Genomic DNA, 20,071 nt, shown 5'->3' with positions numbered 1-20,071 from the left:
GGTCTCGTGGGGGCCGCTGCGACGGTGGTGAAGGTGGTCGGGTCACATCTGCCGGCCGCGCACCGCCGCGCCGGGGCCGTGGGTCAGCCGGGCGGGTGGATGTTGATCGCCCGGCCTTCGAGCTGCTTGCACAGGTCGTTCGACAGGATCTGCATGTAGCGGGCGAGGACCACCAGGTCGATGTCCAGCTCCTCGACGAGCTCCAGCAGCCGCGCCTCCGCCTCGGGCTTGGTCTCCCGGGTCACGGGAACGTGGTGGAACGGGATGCCGTAGCTGTCGGCGAGCGGCTCGAAGTCCCGGTGGTTGGAGACGATCGCAGGCACCTCGATGTTCAGCGCGCCGGTGCGGCAGCGGAAGAGCAGGTCGTTCAGGCAGTGCCCGAACTTCGACACCATGATCAGTGTGCGCGTCGGGGTCGACGCCTCGTACAGCTGCCAGGAGATCCGGTACGCCTCCGCCACCGGGGCGAAGCCGGACTTCAGGTCCTCCAGCGACATGGCCGGGTCCGTGACGTCGAAGTGCACCCGCATGAAGAAGCGGTCCTTGAGCCGGTCGTCGAACTGCTGGCTCTCCTGGATGTTCCCGGAGTGCCGCACGAGGAAGCCGGTGACGGCGTGGACGAGGCCCGAGCGGTCGGGGCACGACAGGGTGAGGACGAACTCACGGCCGGTAGTGGGTCCAAGAGACACTGAGCCCTCCCTGAGGGAAGTGCGTATCGCGCAACAGTGGGACTGATACGCAACATGGTCCCGGCTCCGGCGGCCCGTGGTCAAGGTCTTGACAGTGCTTCGGGCGGGCTGCACTGTGAGTTGCGTAGCAAGAGGCTCGTTGCGTATGAGGCAACCACCCGCCCGACCGGGGCGCTGCACTCCGAGGTGAACCATGACCACGACCGGCCTGCCGGACAGCCTGATCGCGACCCTTCCCGGCGACCACTACACCGACCCGGAGATCTTCCGCCTGGAGCAGGAGCACATCTTCGAGTCCATGTGGTTCTGCGCGGCACGCTCGTCGGAACTGTCGAAGCCGGGTGCGTTCCGGACCGTGGACGTCGGTCGGGAGAGCGTCCTGCTGACCCGCTCGCGGGACGGCTCCGTCCGGGCCTTCTTCAACGTGTGCCGGCACCGGGGTGCCAAGCTGTGCACGCAGGAGTCCGGGGAGGTGAAGCGGGCCTTCCAATGCCCGTACCACGCCTGGACGTACGACCTGAACGGCAAACTCGTCGCGGCCCCGAACCTGACCAAGATGCCCGACATCGGCCGCACCGAGTACGGACTGGCGAGCGTGGCGGTGCGCGAGTGGCTCGGCTACGTGTGGGTGTGCCTGGCCGAGAACCCGCCGCCGTTCGAGGAGTCGGTGATCGCCGACGTGGTCGCGCGCCTGGGCGACGTCGAGTCCATCGAGCGGTACGGCGTCGAGAGCCTGGAGGTCGGCCGGCGCATCGTCTACGACGTCAAGGCCAACTGGAAGCTCATCATCGAGAACTTCATGGAGTGCTACCACTGCGCGACCATCCACCCGGAGCTGACCGAGGTGCTGCCGGAGTTCGCCGACGGGTACGCCGCCCAGTTCTACGTGGGGCACGGCGCCGAGTTCGGCGCGGACGTCCAGGGCTTCACCGTCGACGGCTCGGAGGGTCTGGACCGCATCCCCGGCGTCACCGAGGACCAGGACCGCCGCTACTACGCCATCACGGTGCGCCCGCAGGTGTTCATCAACCTCGTACCCGACCATGTGATCTTCCACCGGATGTTCCCGGTCGCGGTCGACCGCACGATCGTCGAGTGCGACTGGCTGTACCTGAAGGGTGTTGTGGAGAGCGGCCGGGACGTCAGCCGGTCCGTGGAACTGTTCGACCGGGTAAACCGGCAGGACTTCGACGCCTGCGAGCGCTGCCAGCCGGCCATGAGCTCCCGGCTGTACGCCAAGGGCGGGGTCCTCGTGCCCAGCGAGCACCACATCGGCGAGTTCCACGACTGGGTCCAGGACCGCCTCGGCACCCGCGCGAACCTCGCGGAGCGCTAGGCCGTTTCCTTCAGATCATCTGATCGTTGGTCAGGGTGTGTCGTTGACTGACGCCCGTGGGCACGCATCGAGCCGTTGTTGCCGGACCGGGCTCCGAAGCGGGGTGGGCCGTGGCGGGATCACCGGCAGGTGATCGACGCGATCGCGTTCAAGTACCGCACCGGGACACCGTGGATGGACCTGCCCGAACACTTCGGCTCATGGAAAGGCGCCCACAACCGGCTGCGGAGGTGGGCCGCTGACGGCACCTGGGAGAAGGTCTTCACCGCCCTGCTCGCCCAGGCCGACGCTGAAGGCGACCTCGACTGGGTCGTCGCGGTCGACTCCACCATCGTCCGAGCCCACCAGCACGCCGCCGGGGCCCGCCAAAAGGGGCCCCGGCCGGCGAGCCGGACGACCATGCCCTCGGACGGTCTCGCGGCGGGCTGACCACCAAGATCCACCTCGCCGCGGACAGCCACTGCTGGCCGCTCGCTTTCGTGCTCACGCCCGGCCAGGCAGGTGACGCACCCGCGTTCACCCAGGTCATGACCCGGTTACGGGTGCCCCGCCCGATCGGCCGCCCCAGGACCACGCCAGACGTGGTCCTCGCCGACAAGGCCTACTCGTCCCGCGCGATCCGGACTCATCTCCGCCGACGCGGGATCCGGGCTGTGATTCCCCAACCCTCCGACCAGGTCGCCAAGCGCAAGAGGAGAGGTCGGTCCGGCGGCCGCCCGCCGGCCTTCGACAGCGAGGCATACAAGCGGCGCAACACCGTCGAGCGGTGCATCAACAAGCTCAAGCAGTGGCGCGGCCTGGCCACCCGATACGACAAGACCGCCACCATCTACCTCGCCGGACTCCACATCGCCGCCATCTTCATCTGGTCGGCAAGGTGATCCAAAGGAAACTGCCTAGGCCCCCGGGTGCCATCCCAGGGCCGGCCCCAGTCGTGTCGCCATGTCGGTGAGGATCTGCACGTAGTCCTCGTGCTCGAAGGAGAACGGCAGGGCGAACGCCACCTCGTCCACCTCCCGGAACGCGGCGTGCGCGTGCAGCCGTTCGGCGATCTCGGCCGAGGTGCCCACGAGGTCCGGCGCGAACAACAGCCGTGCCGGGCCCTGTGGCGTCGCCGTGCGGGGAGTGCGCTGGGCGGCGTACTCCTGGTACCGGGCACGCTGGGCGGACGAGGCGGAGTCGGTGGGGATGACGACCAGGCCCTGCGAGACACGGGCGGCGTCGCCGTCGGGATGGGCGGCCCGGAACGCGCGGATCTGCGCGAGCTGGATCTCCGCGAAGTCGTAGGGCCCGTCGGGATCTTCGGCCTTCACGACGCTGCTGGAGAGGAGGTTCATGCCGTGCTCGCCGGCCCATCGGGCCGACCGCAGGCTGCCACCGCCGTACCAGAGGCGGCGGCCCAGGCCGGGGGAGTGCGGCTGCACCCGGTCCGAGAAGACCTCGAAGCCCTCGACGCCGCTGAAGTCCGTCGCCGGCTTGCCCCGCACGAAGTCCAGCAGCCGCTCCACCCTCCCGTAGCCGAAGTCCTCGGCGTCGGCCGTGCTCGGGTAGAGCGCGCCCTTGACCTGGTCGAAGTGCATGGGCGGGCCCACGCTCACGCCCGGGTTGAGGCGTCCGCCCGACAGCAGGTCGACGGTGGCCAGGTCCTCGGCCAGCCGCAGCGGGTTCTCCCACCCGAGCGGGATCACCGCCGTGCCCAGTTCGATACGGCGCGTGCGCTGGGACGCCGCCGACAGGACGGCGACGGGGGAGGAGATGCCGTGCTGCAGATGCCGGTGACGCACCCACGCGCTGTCGAAGCCGAGTCGCTCTCCCAGCTCGATGATCTCCAGGGTGGACTCGTGGCCCGGGCGCGGGTCCGCCGGGTCGAACAGCCCGATGGTCAGGAAACCCAGCTTGCGCAGCGGTCGTGGGGTCGGTGGCACGGGCCCTCCATCATTGAACCTTCAATGGCCTATGACGGTGCCAACCCCGCGGCGGCCCTCGCTGTTCCCGACCGGCCGCCCGGTCCGCCCCTCTTCGCCCGGTCAGCGCAGCGGGATCGTCACGTCGTCCTCGACCGGCGGGGCGACTTCCTGGGCGCGGTTGCCGGTCGCCGCGAAGCAGCGCAGCCGGACCGCTTCGGGGGAGACGTCCAGGCGCAGGAAGCACTTGAAGAACGGCGGGCTGTACGTCGCCGAGCTCGGCGAGAACAACGACGTGTACATCTTCCGCACGGGCAGCCGGAACCGCTTGGCCCGGTCGGGGCGGCGGCCTGTGCCGAGCAGTCCGGCGACCAGGCGGACGCGCCGGGTGACGCGGGCCGAGGCGTCCGGGGTGCGGGTGGGCCTGATGCCGAGCCGCTCGGCGATCACGGTCGCCGCCTCGGCCTCGGTGAGGGTGAAGAAGCGGCGCATCCGCAGCCGGCGGCCGTAGAGGCGGCTGTAGAAGGCCAGGGAGTCGCCGCGCAGCGGGTAGCAGCGGAAGTCCTGCTCGGTGACGCCCGCGACGTCGACGCGGGGGATCGTGTGGGTGGCGTGCATGAACGCGCCGCCCCCGCCTGCGACGACGTACTGGAGCGTGCGGCCGTCGTCGAGCCGGACCGGGTAGCGCTGGTAGTTGTGGATGTCGCCGCCGATCGCCGCCACGTAGTGGTGCCCCGGGTCGCGGACGATGTCGTCCACGGTGCCGCCCCCTTCGATGGCGCAGGGCTCGCGCCGGCCGTCCACGTACAGGGGCGAGCCGGTGACCAGAATCTTCGGGCGGGGCCCCCGGGACACCTCGCGCAGCCACACGCCCTGCTCGGCGTCGAGGGTGCCGAGCAGACCGGTGTCGATGCCGATGATCCGCAGCGGGCCGGCGTCGATCGCCCAGTACGGTCCCGGCTGGACGGCCTGCTGTGCGGGAGCGTCGCGCAACGTGCGTGCCTCGGCGAGGCGTTGTCCCGCGTCCGGACGCGGCCGGTGCCACAGCAGCGACCGCAGCCAGGCCCGGGTGAGAGGACGCGGCCGGGGTTCCGGCGGCAGGGGCGGGGCGTCGTCGCAGAAGACGCGCATGAAACCGCCGAGGTCCTCGTACCAGTCGTGGTTGCCGGGTATCGCGTAGATCGGCGCCCGGTAGTCCCGGTACGGGCGGAAGAACTTGGTGCCGTAGTCGTCCGCGCTGCCCACCGGGTAGATCACGTCACTGGCCAGCACGGCGAAGCGGGTGTCCTGACCGGCCCTCAGGAAGCCCGGCACGACGGCGTACTGGGGGTCGTCGCCCTCGCCGGTGTCACCGATGACCAGGAAGGAGAACCGGTCCGGGTCGTCCCGGCGGATCACCTTGTCGGCCGGTGCGCCCGAGGCCGCCCGCTGCGCCACCCACCGGCTGCGCGTCCGGCCGGTGGGGTCCCCGAACCAGGAGGCCAGCACGCCGTTGCGGGCGACCCACAGCATCTTCGGGTTCAGCCAGGAGATCTTCTCGGCCTTCGGCGGCATCAACGCCCGGTACGCGCCCGGTTCGCTGGTGCCCCAGCCGGCGCCTTCGGCGGTATCGCGTGAGGAGTCGGACACGGGTGCACCGTAGCAATCGATCATGCCCTGTTTCCGGGGTGGGCGGCTCACCGCTCGCTCGTGGACGAGGCCGTGGTGCGCCACGCAGGGCGACGTGGCGCCGCGGGGTCGGCGGCTGCCGGCGCGGCGGGCCGGCGTGCGGACGGCCGCTCGCCCAGCACCAGCAGCGGGTCGAACATCACCACGACCCCGGCCAGCAGCAGGAAGACCACCGGGCCCAGCAGCATCGGCAGCAGCAGGGACGTGGGTGATTCGCCCGCCCACGTCCCGCCGGTCGCGTCGTGCACATGGACGCTGACGGCGGCCATGCCCGTGTAGTGCATCCCGGACACCGCCACGCCCATCACCAGGCTCGCACCGAGGCTCATGAGGAATCCGCGGATGGTGACGGCCGACCACAGCGCGGCGGTCGCGGCGACGACGGCGATCAGCACGGACAGCGCGACACCGACCGGGTCGTAGCCGACGTCGCCGTTCAGCCGCAGCGCCGCCATGCCGAGGTAGTGCATGCCCGCCACGCCGAGTCCGGTGACCGCCCCCGCGACCGCCAGCGTGACAGCGCTCGTGCCGCGGTGGCCGACGATGAACACGCCGACGCCCACCACGGCGACGGCCACGACGAGACTGAGCACCGTCGTGGCCGCGTCGTACCGGACCCGGGTCTCCTCCACATGGAAGCCGATCATGGCGATGAAGTGCATCGTCCAGATGCCGCATCCGATGGAGGCGGCGCCTAACGCAAGCCAGCCCGCCTTCCACGACTGCGCGTCGAGCAGCGAGCGCACGATGCACCGCAGCCCCAGCGCCCCTCCCAAACAGGCCATCAGATAGGCCGCCACCGGGGTCACCGCACCGTAGCGGAACCCGTCGACCGTGCCGTCCAAGAGTCAACTCCCCCCAGAGTCCTGACTGGTGTTCAGCAAGGTCTACGCGCAGGGATCACGGAGAGCAAGCCCTTACCGTCGGTAGGCCGTCAACTCGTGTCACCAAGGAGTCGATTGAGGTCAGAATGTACGCTTCAGCAGGTCCAGCAGCGCCGACCAGTGCCGCTCGTCGCCCTCCCGGTGGTACGACGCGGTGTCGGCCTGTGTGAATCCGTGCGGCGCGCCCGTGTACACCTCGCACCGGTGGCGCACGCCCGCCGCCGTCAGGGCCTCCTCCAGGCGCTCGATCTGCTCCTCGGGCAGGGAGTGGTCCTGGTCGGCGTGGCCGAAGTACAGCTCGGCGGTGACCTTGCCGGCCACCAGGTGGGGGCTGTCCGGGGTGTCCGTGGCCAGCCGCCCGCCGTGGAAGCCGGCCGCCGCCGCGACCCGCTCCGGGTAGGTGCCCGCGGTGAGCAGCGAGAGACGGGCGCCCATGCAGTAGCCGGTCAGCGCGACCGGACCGTCGGCCACCACGGGTGACTCGGCCAGCCAGTGCAGATACGCACCGGCGTCCCGCATCGCCCGCTCGTTCGTCAGGTCCTGCATGACCGGCACGATGCGCTCGAATATCTCCGGACGCGCCCCCGGGTCGATGAACTCGGGAAGGTCGAACAGGGGCGCGCGGCCGTGCCGGTGGAACACGTTCGGCACCAGCACCGTGTAACCCTCGGCGGCCAGCCGGTCCGCCATGGACCGCAGCTGCGGTCGCAGACCGAAGGCGTCCATGAACACCAGGACCGCCGGGTGGGCGGCCCCGTCGGCGGGGTGGGCCAGATACGCGTCGGCGGTGCCGTCCTCGGTGGGGATGTCGACGGAGGTTCCCTGTACGGCGGTCATGGCTGGGCTGCCTCTCTGCGGGGGTGGGGGCCTGCAACCCGTCCGCGTGACCGGGCGGATCATGGTCATCGTGACACGCCCCTTCCCGGGGCATTTCGCCCACCCCCGACATACGGTTGAACCGTGAACGGCCTTTGGGGCGCGCTTTACTCGAACCGTGAGGGATCGCCCGCGCCGTGCCGCACGATCTCGGCCTCCCCGCCGGAGAAGTCGACGACCGTCGTCGGCTCGGTACCGCAGTCGCCGGAGTCGACCACCCCGTCCAGCACGTGGTCGAGCAGGTCCTTGATCTCCCAGCCCTGCGTCATCGGCTCCTCCTCGCCGGGCAGCAGCAGGGTGCTGGACAGCAACGGCTCACCGAGTTCGGCCAGCAGGGCCTGGGTGACGACGTGGTCGGGGATGCGCACCCCGACCGTCTTCTTCTTGGGGTGCTGCAGCACGCGCGGCACCTCCTTCGTCGCGGGCAGGATGAAGGTGTAGCTGCCGGGCGTCGAGGCCTTGATCGCGCGGAACACGTCGTTGTCGATCCGCACGAACTGGCCGAGCTGGGCGAAGTCCTGGCACACGAGGGTGAAGTGGTGCCGGTCGTCCAGCTTGCGGATCGTGCGGATCCGGTCGATGCCGTCACGGCTGCCGATACGGCAGCCCAGTGCGTAGCAGGAGTCCGTGGGGTAGGCGACAAGAGCGTCGGCGCGGATGCTGTCGGCGATCTGGCCGATGGTGCGGGCCTGCGGATTGTCGGGGTGCACGTCGTAGTACTTCGCCATCCGCCGAGCTTATGCCGCCGGCGCGGGTCGGCGGCGCAGCAGGGGGCCGGGCCCGGGGACACCGGCCCCCGCCGCCGTCCGTGTCCGGGCCGGGCGATCGCCCTGCGGACGTGAGGTAACGTCCCCGACCGGTGTGCCGGAGGCGGCACGAAGAGCGAGGGGAAGGCCCAGGTGGCTGGCCGAGAGGACGGGAACCGGCAGCGGGAGGCGCAGGCCGGCACGGGTCCGGCGTGGGCGGAGGAACTGCTCGAGCATCTGCGTCCGGCCGGGCGTGATGTCCGCAGAGTCGTCGCCTGGCTGGCCGGCACCGTGGGCGCGACCGTGGCCCTGCAGGACGCCGCCGGCAACCTCATCGCCGGAAACCGGCTCCCGCTGGACGAGGACCTGGTCGCGGACATCACCGCCGGCCGGATCGCCTCCGCGGCCTGGGAGAGCCGGGAGCGCCACCTGCGTCTGGTCAGGGTGGAGCACCCGTCCCACGCGTGCGTGCTGGCCGTCTCCCGGCAGGACCCCTTCGACCGGCGGGCCTCCGGCGTCGTCACGCACACCGCCCAGGTGATCGAGCTGCTGCTGACGGCGAGCGAGTCGACCGCGGCCGGGCACCGGCTGCGCCGGGCCACCTCCGACCTGCGCCTGGCGATCCTGCAGCTGCTGATGGTCGAGGACACCATCGCCGCCCGCCGCGTCGCCGCCGGACTCTGGCCCGGCCTGCTCGACGCCGAAACGGCGTGCGTGTACGTCGTCGAATCCGCTCCCGACCTGCGCGACCGCGTCGCCGAGGAGTGTCTGGACAGCACCCGGGAGGACGCCCTGGTCGTGCGCTGCCCGGCCATGGACGGGCATGTGATCGTGGTCGGCCCCAGGGAGACCACGGGCGACGCTCTGCGGTCCCTCGTCGGACGCCACCCGGACCTGTTCCTCGGCGGCAGCGTCCGCCAGAGCCTCGCCCAGACCGCCACCGCGTACGGGCAGGCCGTCAGCGCCCTGGCCGTCGCCCACTTCCGGCCCGACAAGACGGCCGTCTACGCCGAGCGCACCCACCCCGAACGCCTGATGGACCCGGTGGCGCTGCGCGGCTGGACGTCCCGTGTGCTGCGGCCCCTCGACACCCTGCCGCACCACACCCGCGCCGAACTGCTCGCCACCACCCGGCTCGGCCTGGAGTTCACCGCAGTCAACGCCGCCAAGGTCCTCGGCGTCAGCCGCAACACCGTCCGCGCCCGGATGGAACGCGTCGAGGCCCTGCTCGGCACCGACTTCGCCGACCTCACGGTCCGGGCCGTGGTCCACCTGGCGCTCAACACCCGGATCGGCCTGCCCGATGCACCGTCCGACGGCGCCGGGGAGCCGGTTCTGCGGCTCGCCGACCTGCTGTCCGGCCCCGCCGTACGCACCTGGGGGCAGGACCTGCTGGGGCGGCTCGACGCCGACGCCCGCAATCCACGCCGGACGCTGCGCACCTGGATCGCCGTCGGCGGCAACGCCGAACGGGCCGCACAGGCCCTGGGTGTGCACGCCCAGACCGTGCGCGAGCACGTCCGCAGCGCCGAACCCGTCCTGGAACGCCAACTGCTCGCCGCGGGCACCGACCTGTACGAGGTGGTACTGGCGCACCTGACCGTGGGCGACCTCGATCTGCCGGTCCTGCGGAGCCCGGCGTGAGTCTGTTTTGCCTCCGGGGCAACCGGTTGGCCGGATCCGGGCGGGACGAAACCGGGCCATCCGGACTCAGCTGTGCACGGGTGAGCCCCGCTGAGCGTGCAGCGGGCATCGACACGGTTCACAAGGCCTCGGACGGGGACGTAAGTTCAACCCACCGCGGGGGCCCGACCGGAACGGGGGACCGGTCGCGCTCCCGCGAGCTGCCCTGCGAGGCGGGCATCCCCCCCGGGGCGTCAGCCCCGCAGCCGCACCGGGATCTCCTGCCAGCCGAACGCGATGAACGACGGCACCTGCCGCAGGCCGTCGTCGCCGGTGGCCAGGCGCAGGCCGGGGAACCGGTCGAACAGGGCCGGCAGCGCGGTGAGGGCTTCCAGCCGGGCCAGCGGCGCCCCGATGCAGCGGTGGACGCCGATCCCGAAGGCCAGATGGTCGTCGGCGCCGCGGGTGGCGTCGAAGTGGTCGGCGTCCGGCCCGTAGTGCTCGGGATCGAGCCCCGCGGCGGCGTACGTCGTGATGATGGCGTCGCCGGCCGGGATCGTGACCTCGCCGACGGCGAGGTCGGTGACGGCGAACCGCAGCGGCAGCGACGCGATCGACGGGTGGGCGCGCAGCGTCTCGTCGACCACGGCCTCCCAGCCGATCTCCCCGGACCGGACGGCCGCCAGCTGCTCGGGACGGCGGAGCAGGGCGACCACCGCGTTGCCGATGAGGTTCACGGTGGTCTCGAAACCGGCGCCGATCACCAGCAGCAGCGTGTACAGCAGCTCTTCGTCGCTCAGCCGGTCGCCGTCCTCGTCCCGGACCCGGATCAGCTCGGACGTCATGTCGTCCCCGGGGTGCGCGGCCCGGTGGGCCATCAGCGCCGGCAGCACCGTCCCGATCTGCCGCTGCACGGACGCCGCGTGCTCCGGGCTCGGATCGGAGGTGTCCATGATGGCCGCGATGAGCCGGCCGGTGTCATCCCGCAACTCGTCCGGCACGCCCATCAGTTCGCAGATCATCCGCATCGGCAGCGGATGGGCGAACCCTTCCTTGACGTCCACGACCTCGCCGTCGGCGGCCTCCAACGCGGCCAGCAGCTCCGCCGTGATCGCCTCCACCCGGGGCCGCATCGCCTCGGTGCGCCGGTGCGTGAAGCTGGGCGCGACCAGCTTGCGCAGCCGGGTGTGGTCCGGTCCGTACGTGGAGAGCATGTTCACCACGCCGACCCAGCCCAGGATCCAGGCCCAGGACGGTTTCTCGGCGATCTCGGGCCACAGCCGCCAGTGCAGCCGCGGGTCCTTGCTGACCCGTGGGTCGAGGATGAGCTCCTTCAGCGTGTCGTAGCGCGTCGGCGCCCAGGCCGGGATGCCGCCCGGCAGCTGCACGGGCACGATCGGGCCGAGGGCGCGCAGCCGGGCGCTCTCGGCGGCGATGTCGGCACCCAGCGGGTCCAGTGCGATGCGGTCGGTCACGGTCACGGTCGTCCTCCTGGCCGGTCGGGGGAGCGGGGGCTGAAACGGACGGGCAGCGCCGTCAGCGAGCGGTGGAACGGACCTGGTCGCCACGTCAGGCGCTCGCGGGGCAGGACGGGTTCGAGGTCGGGCAGCCACTGGGTGAGCCGTTCGATCGCCTCGGTGGCGATGAGCAGGGTGTGCTGCTTGACCGGGCAGGCGTGCGGGCCCGCCGACCAGGACAGGTGCGAGGCGTCCGACGGGTGGCGCTCCGTGCCGCGCTCCTGCTCGGCGGCCTGGGCGAGCGCGCCGTAGGAGATCACCACCGGCACCGCTGCCCTGATCCACACGCCGTGCAGGGCGACCGGCGTACGCGCGTAATGAATGCCGTAGTTGGCCAGCGGCGTCTCGTGGTGCAAAACCTCCAGCACCGCGTCCGTCACCGGGCGGGCGCCGCTGGTCAGCGTCGAGTAGTAGGACGGGTTGCCGAGGATCCGGGACAGTGCGTTGGACACCAGGTTGGCCGTCGGCTCGTGCCCCGCGCCGAGGGTGAGGAACACCTGCCAGGTGACCTCCTCGGGGGTCAGCCCCGCCGGATGGTCCAGCAGCCAGCTCGGCAGGTCGTCCCCGCGCCGCTCGGTCTTGGCGGCGATCAGCTCCAGCACGTACCCGCCGAACTCGGCCTCGCCCTGCGCCGCCTGGGCGCCGCCCTCGATCAGCTTGCCCAGCGCGGCGTTCAGCCGGTCGCTCGCGCTGTCCGGCAGCCCGAACAGGCTGTTGAACACCAGCGCCATCAGCGGCCGGGTGAACTCGCCCACCAGGTCGGCCTCGCCGCGCGGCCCGATCCGGCTCACCAGCAGGTGCACCGCCCGGTGCACCCGGGCCCGCAGATCGTGCGGCTCCACCAGATCGAAGGCGTCGATCAGCGAGGTGCGGTAGCGCAGGTGGGCGCCGCCGTCGGCGAACAGGGTGTTGGGACGCCAGCGCATCATGCCCAGCACCGGCGAGTCGTCGGGGACGGTCGCCTCCCACGGCCGGGGATCGTGCGAGAACGTCTCCGTGTCGTGCAGCAGGTCCAGCGCCGCCCGCCGGTCGGTGACGACATAGGCCGGGACACCCGGCGCGAGTTCCGCCCAGCCGACCGGGCCGTGAGCGCGCAGGGCCGCGTAGTAGGGGTGGGGATCGCGGGCGAAGCCGTCCTCCCAGAGGCGGACGGGCGCCGCGAGGGAGAAGGCCTGCTCGGCGGGGGAGGGGTGGGTCACCGGGACTCCGGGAGGTGGTGGTCGATCAGGTGCTGTACCAGCGCGAGCAGGGCGTCGACCGCGGAGTCCGACTCCCGCACGTCACACGTCACCATGGGAGTCGTGGGCTCCAGGTCCAGGGCGGCCCTCAGCTGCTCGGGCGTGTGGTGGCGGGGTGCGTCCGGGAAGGTGTTGAAGGCGACCGCGTAGGGCAGACCCGACTCCTCCACCAGCCCCAGCACGCCGAACGAGGCGTCGATCCGACGGGCGTCCACCAGCACGAGCGCGCCGAGCGCCCCGTGGGCGACGTCGTCCCACAGGGCCCGGAAGCGTTCCTGGCCGGGTGTGCCGAACAGATACAGCACGATGCCGCCCGGCAGGCTGATCCGGCCGAAGTCGATGGCGACCGTGGTGGTGGACTTGTCCCGTACCCCGGCGAGATCGTCGACCTGTGCGGATGCCTGCGAGAGCGGCTCCTCCGTGTGCAGCGGCCGGATCTCGGAGACGGAGCGGATCAGGGTCGTCTTTCCCACCCCGAACGGCCCCGTGATCAGGATCTTCACCAAGTCCTGGGCGGTGTCGGGCAGGTGGATGCCCGCACCCCCCGGCTCGGCGTCAACGGTGCTTGAGGTCGCGGAGGCCATCGGCCACTCTCTTCAGCAGATCGGGGTCGAAGCGCCGGGCGGGCGGGATCGGCGCGCGGGCCAGCACCAGGTCACGGTCGAGGAGGTCGGCGGCCAGCACCAGCACCGCGGAGACCGGCAGCCGCAGCAGGGCCGCGGCCTCCACCACCGTCAGGGAGCCGTACTCCAGCTCCTCCAGCAGGGCCGCCTGGGCGGCGGGCAGGTCGGCGGGGGCCGGCTCACCGCTGCCGGTGAGGACCGAAAGCCGCTCCAGATGCGCACGGCTGGGCCGCGCCACCCCGCCGGTCGACAGGTACGCGGGAACCAGGGGACGGCCGCCTCGGCGGCCGGTCATGCCGGCGTGTCGCCGTCGGCACCTCGGGGCCCCGCGGCCATCGCCTTCTCGCCCAGCCGCGCCACCTGCGAGTGCACCCGGTGGGCGAGCAGGTCCAGCCGCACCTCGGGATCGCCGTACGCGGCGACGCAGGTGCCGTGGTCCGTCGGCACGATCAGCACATAGCCGTGGTCCGACTCGATGACGACCTGCCGGATCTCCGCCCGGTCGGTGTCGGCGAACGCCGCCGCCGCGGTACGGCAGGCGCCCTGCACGGTGCTGGTGATGGCCGCGACCCGCTCGGCCGACGGCCGCGACAGCGCGTCGGTGTAGCCGGTGACGAGTCCGTCCCGGGTGAGCAGGGCGGCGGCCACGACGTGCGGCACCTCCAGGACCGGTTCGAGCACCCATGCCGTGTCCCCCGCTGCGCGGCTGGTCATCGAGCCGTTCCCCCTTCGTGGTCGGTGCTGTCGGTGGCCTCGGATACCGCGTCCGCCGTGGTCGCGGCCGGGGCACCCTCAGGTACGGCTGGAACGGCGCCTGCGTTCGACCGTGCGGCGGTACGCGCTGCCGCGGTGCCGGACTGGAGGGCGCCGAGGGCGGCTGCGGACTCCTCCGGACGGCGGGAACGGCGAGGTGGTGCGGGGTCGGCCGAGGTGGTGGAGCGACCGCGGCGACGCCGCTGGGGGAGGCCGCCGCTGTCCCGCGGGCCGTGGTGGCCGAGGACCGGGGCGTCGTCACCGCCCAGGTGCTGCTCCGTGCCGTAGCCGTGATCGTCCGCTGCATCGCCTGTGCCTGTGCCTGTGCTTGCGCCTGTGCCTGCGTCGGTGGGGAGCGGTTCGGCCCTGCGGAGCTCGGCGTCCGGCTCGGAGCCGTCGGACGCGGCGGCCGGGGCGGGGTGGGGCGTGCGCTGCGGGGCGGGCCGCCCGGGGCGGAGCGTGTGGTGCGGGCCGGAGGGGCCCGGGACCGAGCCGTGGGACGCGTTGGAACGGCTCCCCGCGTCCCGCACCGCCTCCCGCCGGGTCGAACGCGGCGCACTGGCCGCCGGGGGCTGCTCCTCCGGGTCGATGCGCGTCAGCAGATGGCTGTCGACCCGCAGCACCGCCCGCACCCCGCCGTACGGCGACGGGGAGGAAAGGTCCACGCTCAGATCGAACTGCCGGGTCAGCCGGCCGACGGCCGCGAGCCCCATGCGCGGCGGATCCCCGAGCTCGGTCAGCAGGATCGGACCCGAACCGGCGACCATCCGCTGGGCCCGGGCCCGCTCGTCCTGCGTCATGCCCAGACCGGCGTCGTCCACGGTGACGCAGACCCCGTGGTGGACCGCCTCGAGATTGACCACGACGTCCGTGTCGGGTGCGGAATGCCGCAGCGCGTTGTCGAGGAGCTCGGCGACGATGATGGCGACCGGCTCGACGGCGTGGGACACCAGCGCCGTACCGGCCGCGAGGTGGTTGTTGACCCGGACGCGGCGGTAGCCCGCGAGCCGGGCCTGACCGCCCGTCACCGCGTCCACGAGATGGGACTCCTCCCGGGCGAGCCCCACCCAGGCCCCGCACACCACCGCGGCGATCTGCGCGCGCCGCAGCGACTGCTCGTTCTCGTGGTCCAGTTCGAACAGGGTCTGCGTCAACCCGGGGTCGTCGTAACGCTGTTGCAGTCCCCGCAGGGCGTCCTGCAGCCGGTACAGTGCCGCCTGGATCTCCCGGGTGGCCCCGCGCATCCCGGCCTGCGCCGCCGCGTCGATCCGGGTGCGCTGCGCGGCCAGTTCGGTGTGCAGTCCCTTCAGCACCTGCTCCAGGGCGCTCCCCAGGGGCGAGCCGGCCAGTTGCGGGTTCAGCGGGCCGGGCTCGCTGACGTGGGAATGTGCGGCCTGCCGGGCCGCGGCGGGCACCCGCCGTGCCGCCAGATGCTCGACCTCGGAGGTGAACGCCCTTGTCGTGCCGTCGAGTCGGGCCCGCAGCGCGGCCGTCTTCGCGCGCTGCGCGGCCAGGTGCCGCCGTGCGCGCAGCAGCCCGCCGCCGAGGGCGAACGCGGACAGTGTGCCGAGAGCGAGGGCGCCGACGGCCAGGTCCGGTACTTCGATCATCGAGTCGATTCCAGGAGGGAGTCGGGCAGGGCTGGATCCGAGGCGCTCAGGCGAGCCACCCGCAGCACAGTACACACCGTCATCGACCGGTCTCGCACGGTGGAGCGCCACTTCGTTCCGAAAGTGATCGCTGTCTGTGGGCTATCGAGGTAACTGTCCGAATTGCCGTACAGGGGGCGGGAGTTGGTGGTGCGTACGGGTCTGACCCGCTGGCCCGGCCACCGTGACGGGCCGGTCACTCCGGGTGGTGGACGCGGGCTGTGTGCCCGGCCGGAGGGCGGGTACTCGTCCGGCGCCTGAAGAGGTCCGCTCCGCGAGAAGGAGGCCCGCATGAGCAGTGGATCGGAGACCGGCGGTGTGACCGGTACGCAGGACAAGGACTACAACCTCATCTGGTACGTCGAGGCGTGCCTGAACAACGCCCTGCGCCTGGAGAGCTACATCCAGGACGCCGAGCGCGCCAAGGACACCGAGGTCGCGGACCTGTTCCGCAAGGCCCAGGCGGACAGCCGCAAGGGTGCCGAACTGGGCAAGGGGCTGCTGCGCGCACGCCTCGACGGAGGCTGAGGCTCACCGGCCCACGAAGGCCCGGACCCCGCGGGGTCCGGGCCTTTTCCGTGTCAGTGCCTCCGTGCCGAAGCCTCCGTGTCAGAGCCGGAAGATCTCGCTGACCCGCTCGGCGAGTTCGTCCTCCGTCGACGTGCCGTCCACGGTGACGGCGGGCAGCCCCAGGCGCGTGGTCTCCGCGCGCAGCCGCTCGGTGAACAGGGCGTCCCGCACGGCGAGGTTGTCCTCCGCCCGCCCGGGATCACCGGTCCGCTGCGTGAACCTTCCCCCGGGGGTGGCGCGGCTCGCGAACGCGACCTGGCGGAAGTCGGGTGTGGGCAGCAGCCAGACCGCGTGTCCGGGCTCGGTGAGCAGCGGCTTCACCAGGTGCGGCAGCAGCCGGAACCCCTCGACGACCACAGGCGTGTCCCGGGGCAGTCGCGCGAGATCCTCCACGATCAGGCCGAAGGCCTCGCCCCGGAACCAGGGGAACGTCTCCAGCATGGTCTCGGGGGACCGGTCGACCCACCGCTCGTCCAGGTCCATGGCCATGAACGCGTGCAGGAACGGCGCCTCGTCGGCGGTGGTCCGGCGCGCGTGATCCGCCATCACGTCGTCCGTCGCGTAGAGACGCCAGCCGTGCCGGTCGGCGAGACGGCGGGCGATCGTGGACTTGCCCGCGCCGCTGCCGCCCCCGATCCAGTAGACGTGCCGCACGCTTCTCCCTCTCCCGTGACCCGGCCCGGTTGTCAGTGGCGCATGCCACGATGCCGGCAGCTCACCATTGCATCCCCCGGCGGACGAGGAGGAGTTGACCGTGCGCAGACCGGTCGAGGGAGAGGTCCACGTGCACTACGGGCAGATCTACGTCGAGAGCGACCCGGACGGCTACGGGCCCGATCTGGCCGAGGCGTTCGCCGGGCAGAGCGCGGGGTTGTGCGGTGCGGCGACAGCGGGAGCCCTCTGGCTGAGCACCGGCCTGCACACCGGCGAGGTCGGCTTCACGGTCGAAGTGCACGACCAGGCTCCGTCGCTGGATGAGTCCTGGGAAGACGTGGTCGAGGTGTCCTTCCGCCCGGTCTCGGGGGACAGCGCGCTCGTGGCGTGGGCGGGGGAGGACTCCTGGGACCTGGGGCTCGACGAGACCGACTACCGGGTGCGTTACTGCGCCATCGGCATGGACCGGGCCGGTGCGGCGGACACCCGCATGGACGATGAGCCGCAACTGGATCGCTACCTCCTGCAGTTCTGGCCGGCCGCGCCCGCGCCGGACCGCGTCCTGAAGGAGACCTCGCGCACCGCCGCCCACTGGCACGGCTACGCCCGTGACCTGCCGCCCCCGCCCACCCCCGCCGAGAGAGCCGAAGCCGAGCGCCGGGACCGCCTCGCGCAGGAGACGGCGGAACGCGAGCGCAGGCTCGCCCGCGAACGGTGGCAGTGGGGCGGACGTCTGCCGAGCGACGCTCTGCGCGCCGTCGGCGGCAATGTCAGCGGGCTGCGCGACTTCGACCCCGACCTCCTGCACGCCCTCGACGCAGCGGGCCCCGCCACCCAGCGCGCGGTGGCCCTGCTGGCAGCCCACCGGGCCTGTGAGGCGGCCGGGCTCACCGCCCTCGACTGGGTCACCGACGCGCTCACGGCCCTGGACGAAGGCCACCCGCTGCCCCCGCCCTTCGACGACGACGACCGCATGTGGCACACCCTCGCCTCCGACCCGGCCTGCCCGGACCGGACCGTCGGCCAGGCGATCCCGCCCGAACGCCCGCCCTTCGCGGACTCGTCTTTGCCCCCGGGCACGGTCGCCCTGTCGCCCGTGGAGGCGGCGACGATGGTGGTGGGCCCGGCGAGTGCCGTCGCAGGGCAGTGGAGCTCGCCGGCCCCCGATTCGGCTGTCGCATCGCGGCCGAGTCCGCCGCCGGCCCCGGAACCCGGCCGGTACGGCCTGCTCGTCAGTTTCGGTCCGCCGGATCCGTCCCTGCCCGTCTCGCAACCGCACGCGGCCCTCCCCGCCGTGACCGGCGCAGCCGAACCCGACCCGCTCCGGGCGGCCGTGGACGCGGTGTACGCGGCCGTCGTCAGCTACGGCGCGGGCTGGCCCGCCCTCCTCGCTGAAATGAGGTCCCTCTGCCGAGAACGGCCCGCCCCGTCCCCCGGCACGTGAGTGACCCCGCACTTCCGGGTACCCGGCCCGTCCCGCCAGGACCGGCCGGGCGGGCCCTCGCGGCTCCGTCCCGGTCGGCCGCCGGCCACGAGCCGAAGGAGCCCACGCATATGACGGACGTTTCCGGCACCGGCCCCGCACCGGGCGACGACCGCGAGGTACTCACCGACCGCCAGGGCCATCCGGTCTACGACAACCAGAACCAGCGCACCGTCGGCGCCCGCGGCCCCGCGACGCTGGAGAACTACCAGTTCCTGGAGAAGATCAGCCACTTCGACCGGGAGCGCATCCCCGAACGCGTCGTGCACGCCCGCGGTGTGACCGCCTACGGCCACTTCGAGGCCTACGGCACCTGGGGCGACGAGCCCATCAGCCGCTACACCCGGGCCAGGCTGTTCCAGGAGCGCGGCAAGCGCACGGACGTCGCCGTCCGCTTCTCCACCGTGATCGGCGGCCGCGACTCCTCCGAGGCCGCCCGAGACCCGCGTGGTTTCGCCGTCAAGTTCTACACCGAGGACGGCAACTGGGACCTGGTCGGCAACAACCTGGGTGTCTTCTTCATCCGCGACGCCATCAAGTTCCCGGACGTCATCCACGCCCTCAAGCCCGACCCGGTGACCTTCGAGCAGCAGCCGAACCGCATCTTCGACTTCATGTCGCAGACGCCCGAGGCGATGCACATGCTGGTCAACCTGTTCAGCCCGCGCGGCATCCCCGCCGACTACCGCCACATGCAGGGCTTCGGCGTCAACACGTACAAGTGGGTGAACCCCGACGGGGACACCAAGCTCGTCAAGTACCACTGGATGCCCAAGCAGGGCGTGCGCAGCATGACCGAGGAGGACGCCGCCAACGTTCAGGCCGACACCCTCGGTCACGCCACCAAGGACCTGTACGAGGCGGTCGCCCGAGGTGAACACCCCGAGTGGGAACTGCTCGTCCAGATGATGGACGACCACGACCACCCGGAGCTCGACTTCGACCCGCTGGACGACACCAAGACCTGGCCGGAGCAGGACTTCCCGCCGAAACCGGTGGGGCGGATGGTGCTGGACCGCATGCCGAAGGACTTCTTCGCCGAGAACGAGCAGATCTCCTTCGGCACCGGCGTCCTCGTCGACGGCCTGGACTTCTCCGACGACAAGATGCTCGTCGGCCGGACCTTCTCCTACAGCGACACCCAGCGCTACCGCGTCGGCCCGAACTACCTGCAACTGCCCGTCAACCAGGCCAAGAACGCGGACGTGCACACCAACCAGCGTGACGGCCAGATGGCCTACCACGTGGACGGCGGGGGAGAGAACCCGCAGGTCAACTACGAGCCGTCCATCACCGGGGGTCTGCGTGAGGCCCGCTACCCGACGCACGACGAACAGGGGCCCGAGATCCAGGGCCGGCTCACCCGCAAGCGCATCCCCCGCACCAACGACTACCTCCAGGCCGGTCAGCGCTACCTGCTGCTGGAGGAGTGGGAACGCGACGACCTGGTGAAGAACTTCATCGGTCAACTGTCCCGGTGCGACCGGGCGATCCAGGAGCGCATGGTCTGGCACTTCCTGCTGGTCGAGAACGACCTCGGCCTGCGGGTCGGCGAAGGACTGGGCATCGGCCCGGAGGACGTGGCAGGACTGCAGCCGCTGGCGAGCCAGGACCTCACGGACGAGGACCGCGAACGCCTGGCCAACCTCGGCAAGAACGAGCCGCGCGACGTCGAGGGCCTCACCATGACCCACTGCGTCCCCGACGAACGGCACGTCGTGACCCGCTGACGAGGATCACCCGGCCAGGGCCGTACGGGCCGCCGCGAGGGCCTGTTCCGCGTACTCCGCTCGCAGCGCATGGTCACACGCTCGTACGTGACGCCGTTCACCGCATCACGGTTCACCAGGCCGAGACC

Annotated in this window: 17 protein-coding genes and 2 pseudogenes; 6 read left to right on the top strand and 13 right to left on the bottom strand. The window is 71.8% G+C overall.

The window, feature by feature from the left end; translation table 11 throughout:
• Positions 1-95: 95 nt before the first annotated feature.
• Positions 96-689, bottom strand: a pseudogene (locus ABT116_RS26760) (formyltetrahydrofolate deformylase); the annotation flags it as partial.
• A 193-nt stretch (positions 690-882) separates the two neighbouring features.
• On the opposite strand from ABT116_RS26760, the gene ABT116_RS26755 reads away from it, so the two are divergent.
• On the top strand, positions 883-2,025 hold the full coding sequence (locus ABT116_RS26755; protein ID WP_351638754.1) for an aromatic ring-hydroxylating oxygenase subunit alpha: 1,143 nt from the start codon (positions 883-885) through the stop codon (positions 2,023-2,025).
• 66 nt (positions 2,026-2,091) lie between these two features.
• A pseudogene (locus tag ABT116_RS26750) lies at positions 2,092-2,906 on the top strand (IS5 family transposase).
• Between the two features lie 15 nt (positions 2,907-2,921).
• On the opposite strand, the gene ABT116_RS26745 reads toward ABT116_RS26750, so the two are convergent.
• The 5 genes from ABT116_RS26745 to ABT116_RS26725 form a co-directional block, all read right to left on the bottom strand.
• Entirely contained in the window at positions 2,922-3,950 is a 1,029-nt protein-coding gene (locus ABT116_RS26745) for an LLM class flavin-dependent oxidoreductase (RefSeq protein WP_351638752.1), read from the bottom strand.
• A gap of 102 nt (positions 3,951-4,052) precedes the next feature.
• Complete coding sequence (locus tag ABT116_RS26740) at positions 4,053-5,558, bottom strand: metallophosphoesterase family protein (protein ID WP_351638746.1); 1,506 nt, start codon at positions 5,556-5,558, stop codon at positions 4,053-4,055.
• Positions 5,559-5,605: 47 nt separating this feature from the next.
• Positions 5,606-6,442 carry an MHYT domain-containing protein gene (locus ABT116_RS26735; RefSeq protein WP_351638741.1) on the bottom strand — a complete coding sequence of 279 codons (837 nt, stop codon included), beginning with the start codon at positions 6,440-6,442 and terminating at the stop codon, positions 5,606-5,608.
• A gap of 120 nt (positions 6,443-6,562) precedes the next feature.
• Positions 6,563-7,318 (bottom strand): dienelactone hydrolase family protein, encoded by a 756-nt coding sequence (locus ABT116_RS26730; RefSeq protein WP_351638736.1) that lies wholly within the window; start codon positions 7,316-7,318, stop codon positions 6,563-6,565.
• Positions 7,319-7,464: 146 nt separating this feature from the next.
• Positions 7,465-8,085 (bottom strand): L-threonylcarbamoyladenylate synthase, encoded by a 621-nt coding sequence (locus ABT116_RS26725; RefSeq protein ID WP_053672481.1) that lies wholly within the window; start codon positions 8,083-8,085, stop codon positions 7,465-7,467.
• A gap of 171 nt (positions 8,086-8,256) precedes the next feature.
• Here ABT116_RS26725 and ABT116_RS26720 point away from each other — a divergent pair, with 171 nt between their 5' ends.
• Positions 8,257-9,747, top strand: coding sequence for a helix-turn-helix domain-containing protein (locus tag ABT116_RS26720; protein ID WP_351638725.1), 1,491 nt, complete (start codon positions 8,257-8,259; stop codon positions 9,745-9,747).
• Between the two features lie 233 nt (positions 9,748-9,980).
• On the opposite strand, the gene ABT116_RS26715 is transcribed toward ABT116_RS26720, so the two are convergent.
• Genes ABT116_RS26715 through ABT116_RS26690 form a run of 6 tightly spaced genes read right to left on the bottom strand, consistent with a single transcriptional unit; the run spans position 9,981 to position 15,467 of the window.
• A complete protein-coding gene (locus ABT116_RS26715; protein ID WP_351638721.1) occupies positions 9,981-11,207 on the bottom strand; it encodes a cytochrome P450 family protein in 1,227 nt (408 codons plus the stop codon).
• Positions 11,204-12,442, bottom strand: coding sequence for a cytochrome P450 family protein (locus tag ABT116_RS26710; protein ID WP_351638718.1), 1,239 nt, complete (start codon positions 12,440-12,442; stop codon positions 11,204-11,206). Before ABT116_RS26710 ends, ABT116_RS26715 begins: the two co-directional genes overlap by 4 nt.
• On the bottom strand, positions 12,439-13,065 hold the full coding sequence (locus ABT116_RS26705) for a GTP-binding protein (protein ID WP_351638715.1): 627 nt from the start codon (positions 13,063-13,065) through the stop codon (positions 12,439-12,441). The genes ABT116_RS26710 and ABT116_RS26705 overlap by 4 nt, the downstream gene beginning before the upstream one ends.
• A complete protein-coding gene (locus tag ABT116_RS26700; RefSeq protein ID WP_351638713.1) occupies positions 13,037-13,399 on the bottom strand; it encodes a DUF742 domain-containing protein in 363 nt (120 codons plus the stop codon). Before ABT116_RS26700 ends, ABT116_RS26705 begins: the two co-directional genes overlap by 29 nt.
• Positions 13,396-13,818, bottom strand: a complete 423-nt coding sequence (locus ABT116_RS26695; protein WP_062924866.1) for a roadblock/LC7 domain-containing protein — start codon at positions 13,816-13,818, stop codon at positions 13,396-13,398. Before ABT116_RS26695 ends, ABT116_RS26700 begins: the two co-directional genes overlap by 4 nt.
• Positions 13,815-15,467, bottom strand: a complete 1,653-nt coding sequence (locus tag ABT116_RS26690; protein WP_351638709.1) for an ATP-binding protein — start codon at positions 15,465-15,467, stop codon at positions 13,815-13,817. Before ABT116_RS26690 ends, ABT116_RS26695 begins: the two co-directional genes overlap by 4 nt.
• Before the next feature lie 330 nt (positions 15,468-15,797).
• On the opposite strand from ABT116_RS26690, the gene ABT116_RS26685 reads away from it, so the two are divergent.
• Complete coding sequence (locus ABT116_RS26685; RefSeq protein WP_031139576.1) at positions 15,798-16,034, top strand: hypothetical protein; 237 nt, start codon at positions 15,798-15,800, stop codon at positions 16,032-16,034.
• A gap of 81 nt (positions 16,035-16,115) precedes the next feature.
• Here the strand turns inward: ABT116_RS26685 and ABT116_RS26680 are convergent, their stop codons facing one another.
• Positions 16,116-16,730 carry a hypothetical protein gene (locus ABT116_RS26680; RefSeq protein WP_351638700.1) on the bottom strand — a complete coding sequence of 205 codons (615 nt, stop codon included), beginning with the start codon at positions 16,728-16,730 and terminating at the stop codon, positions 16,116-16,118.
• Positions 16,731-16,830: 100 nt separating this feature from the next.
• Between ABT116_RS26680 and ABT116_RS26675 the strand changes: the two genes are divergently transcribed.
• Together ABT116_RS26675 and ABT116_RS26670 are read left to right on the top strand one after the other, a co-directional pair.
• Positions 16,831-18,174 carry a hypothetical protein gene (locus ABT116_RS26675; protein ID WP_351638695.1) on the top strand — a complete coding sequence of 448 codons (1,344 nt, stop codon included), beginning with the start codon at positions 16,831-16,833 and terminating at the stop codon, positions 18,172-18,174.
• Between the two features lie 110 nt (positions 18,175-18,284).
• On the top strand, positions 18,285-19,943 hold the full coding sequence (locus ABT116_RS26670) for a catalase (RefSeq protein ID WP_351638691.1): 1,659 nt from the start codon (positions 18,285-18,287) through the stop codon (positions 19,941-19,943).
• Positions 19,944-20,071: the final 128 nt, after the last annotated feature.

The sequence above is a fragment of the Streptomyces sp. NPDC002130 genome, assembly GCF_040296465.1.
Taxonomy (GTDB): Bacteria; Actinomycetota; Actinomycetes; order Streptomycetales; family Streptomycetaceae; genus Streptomyces.
This window is presented reverse-complemented; position numbering and strand designations above follow the sequence as displayed.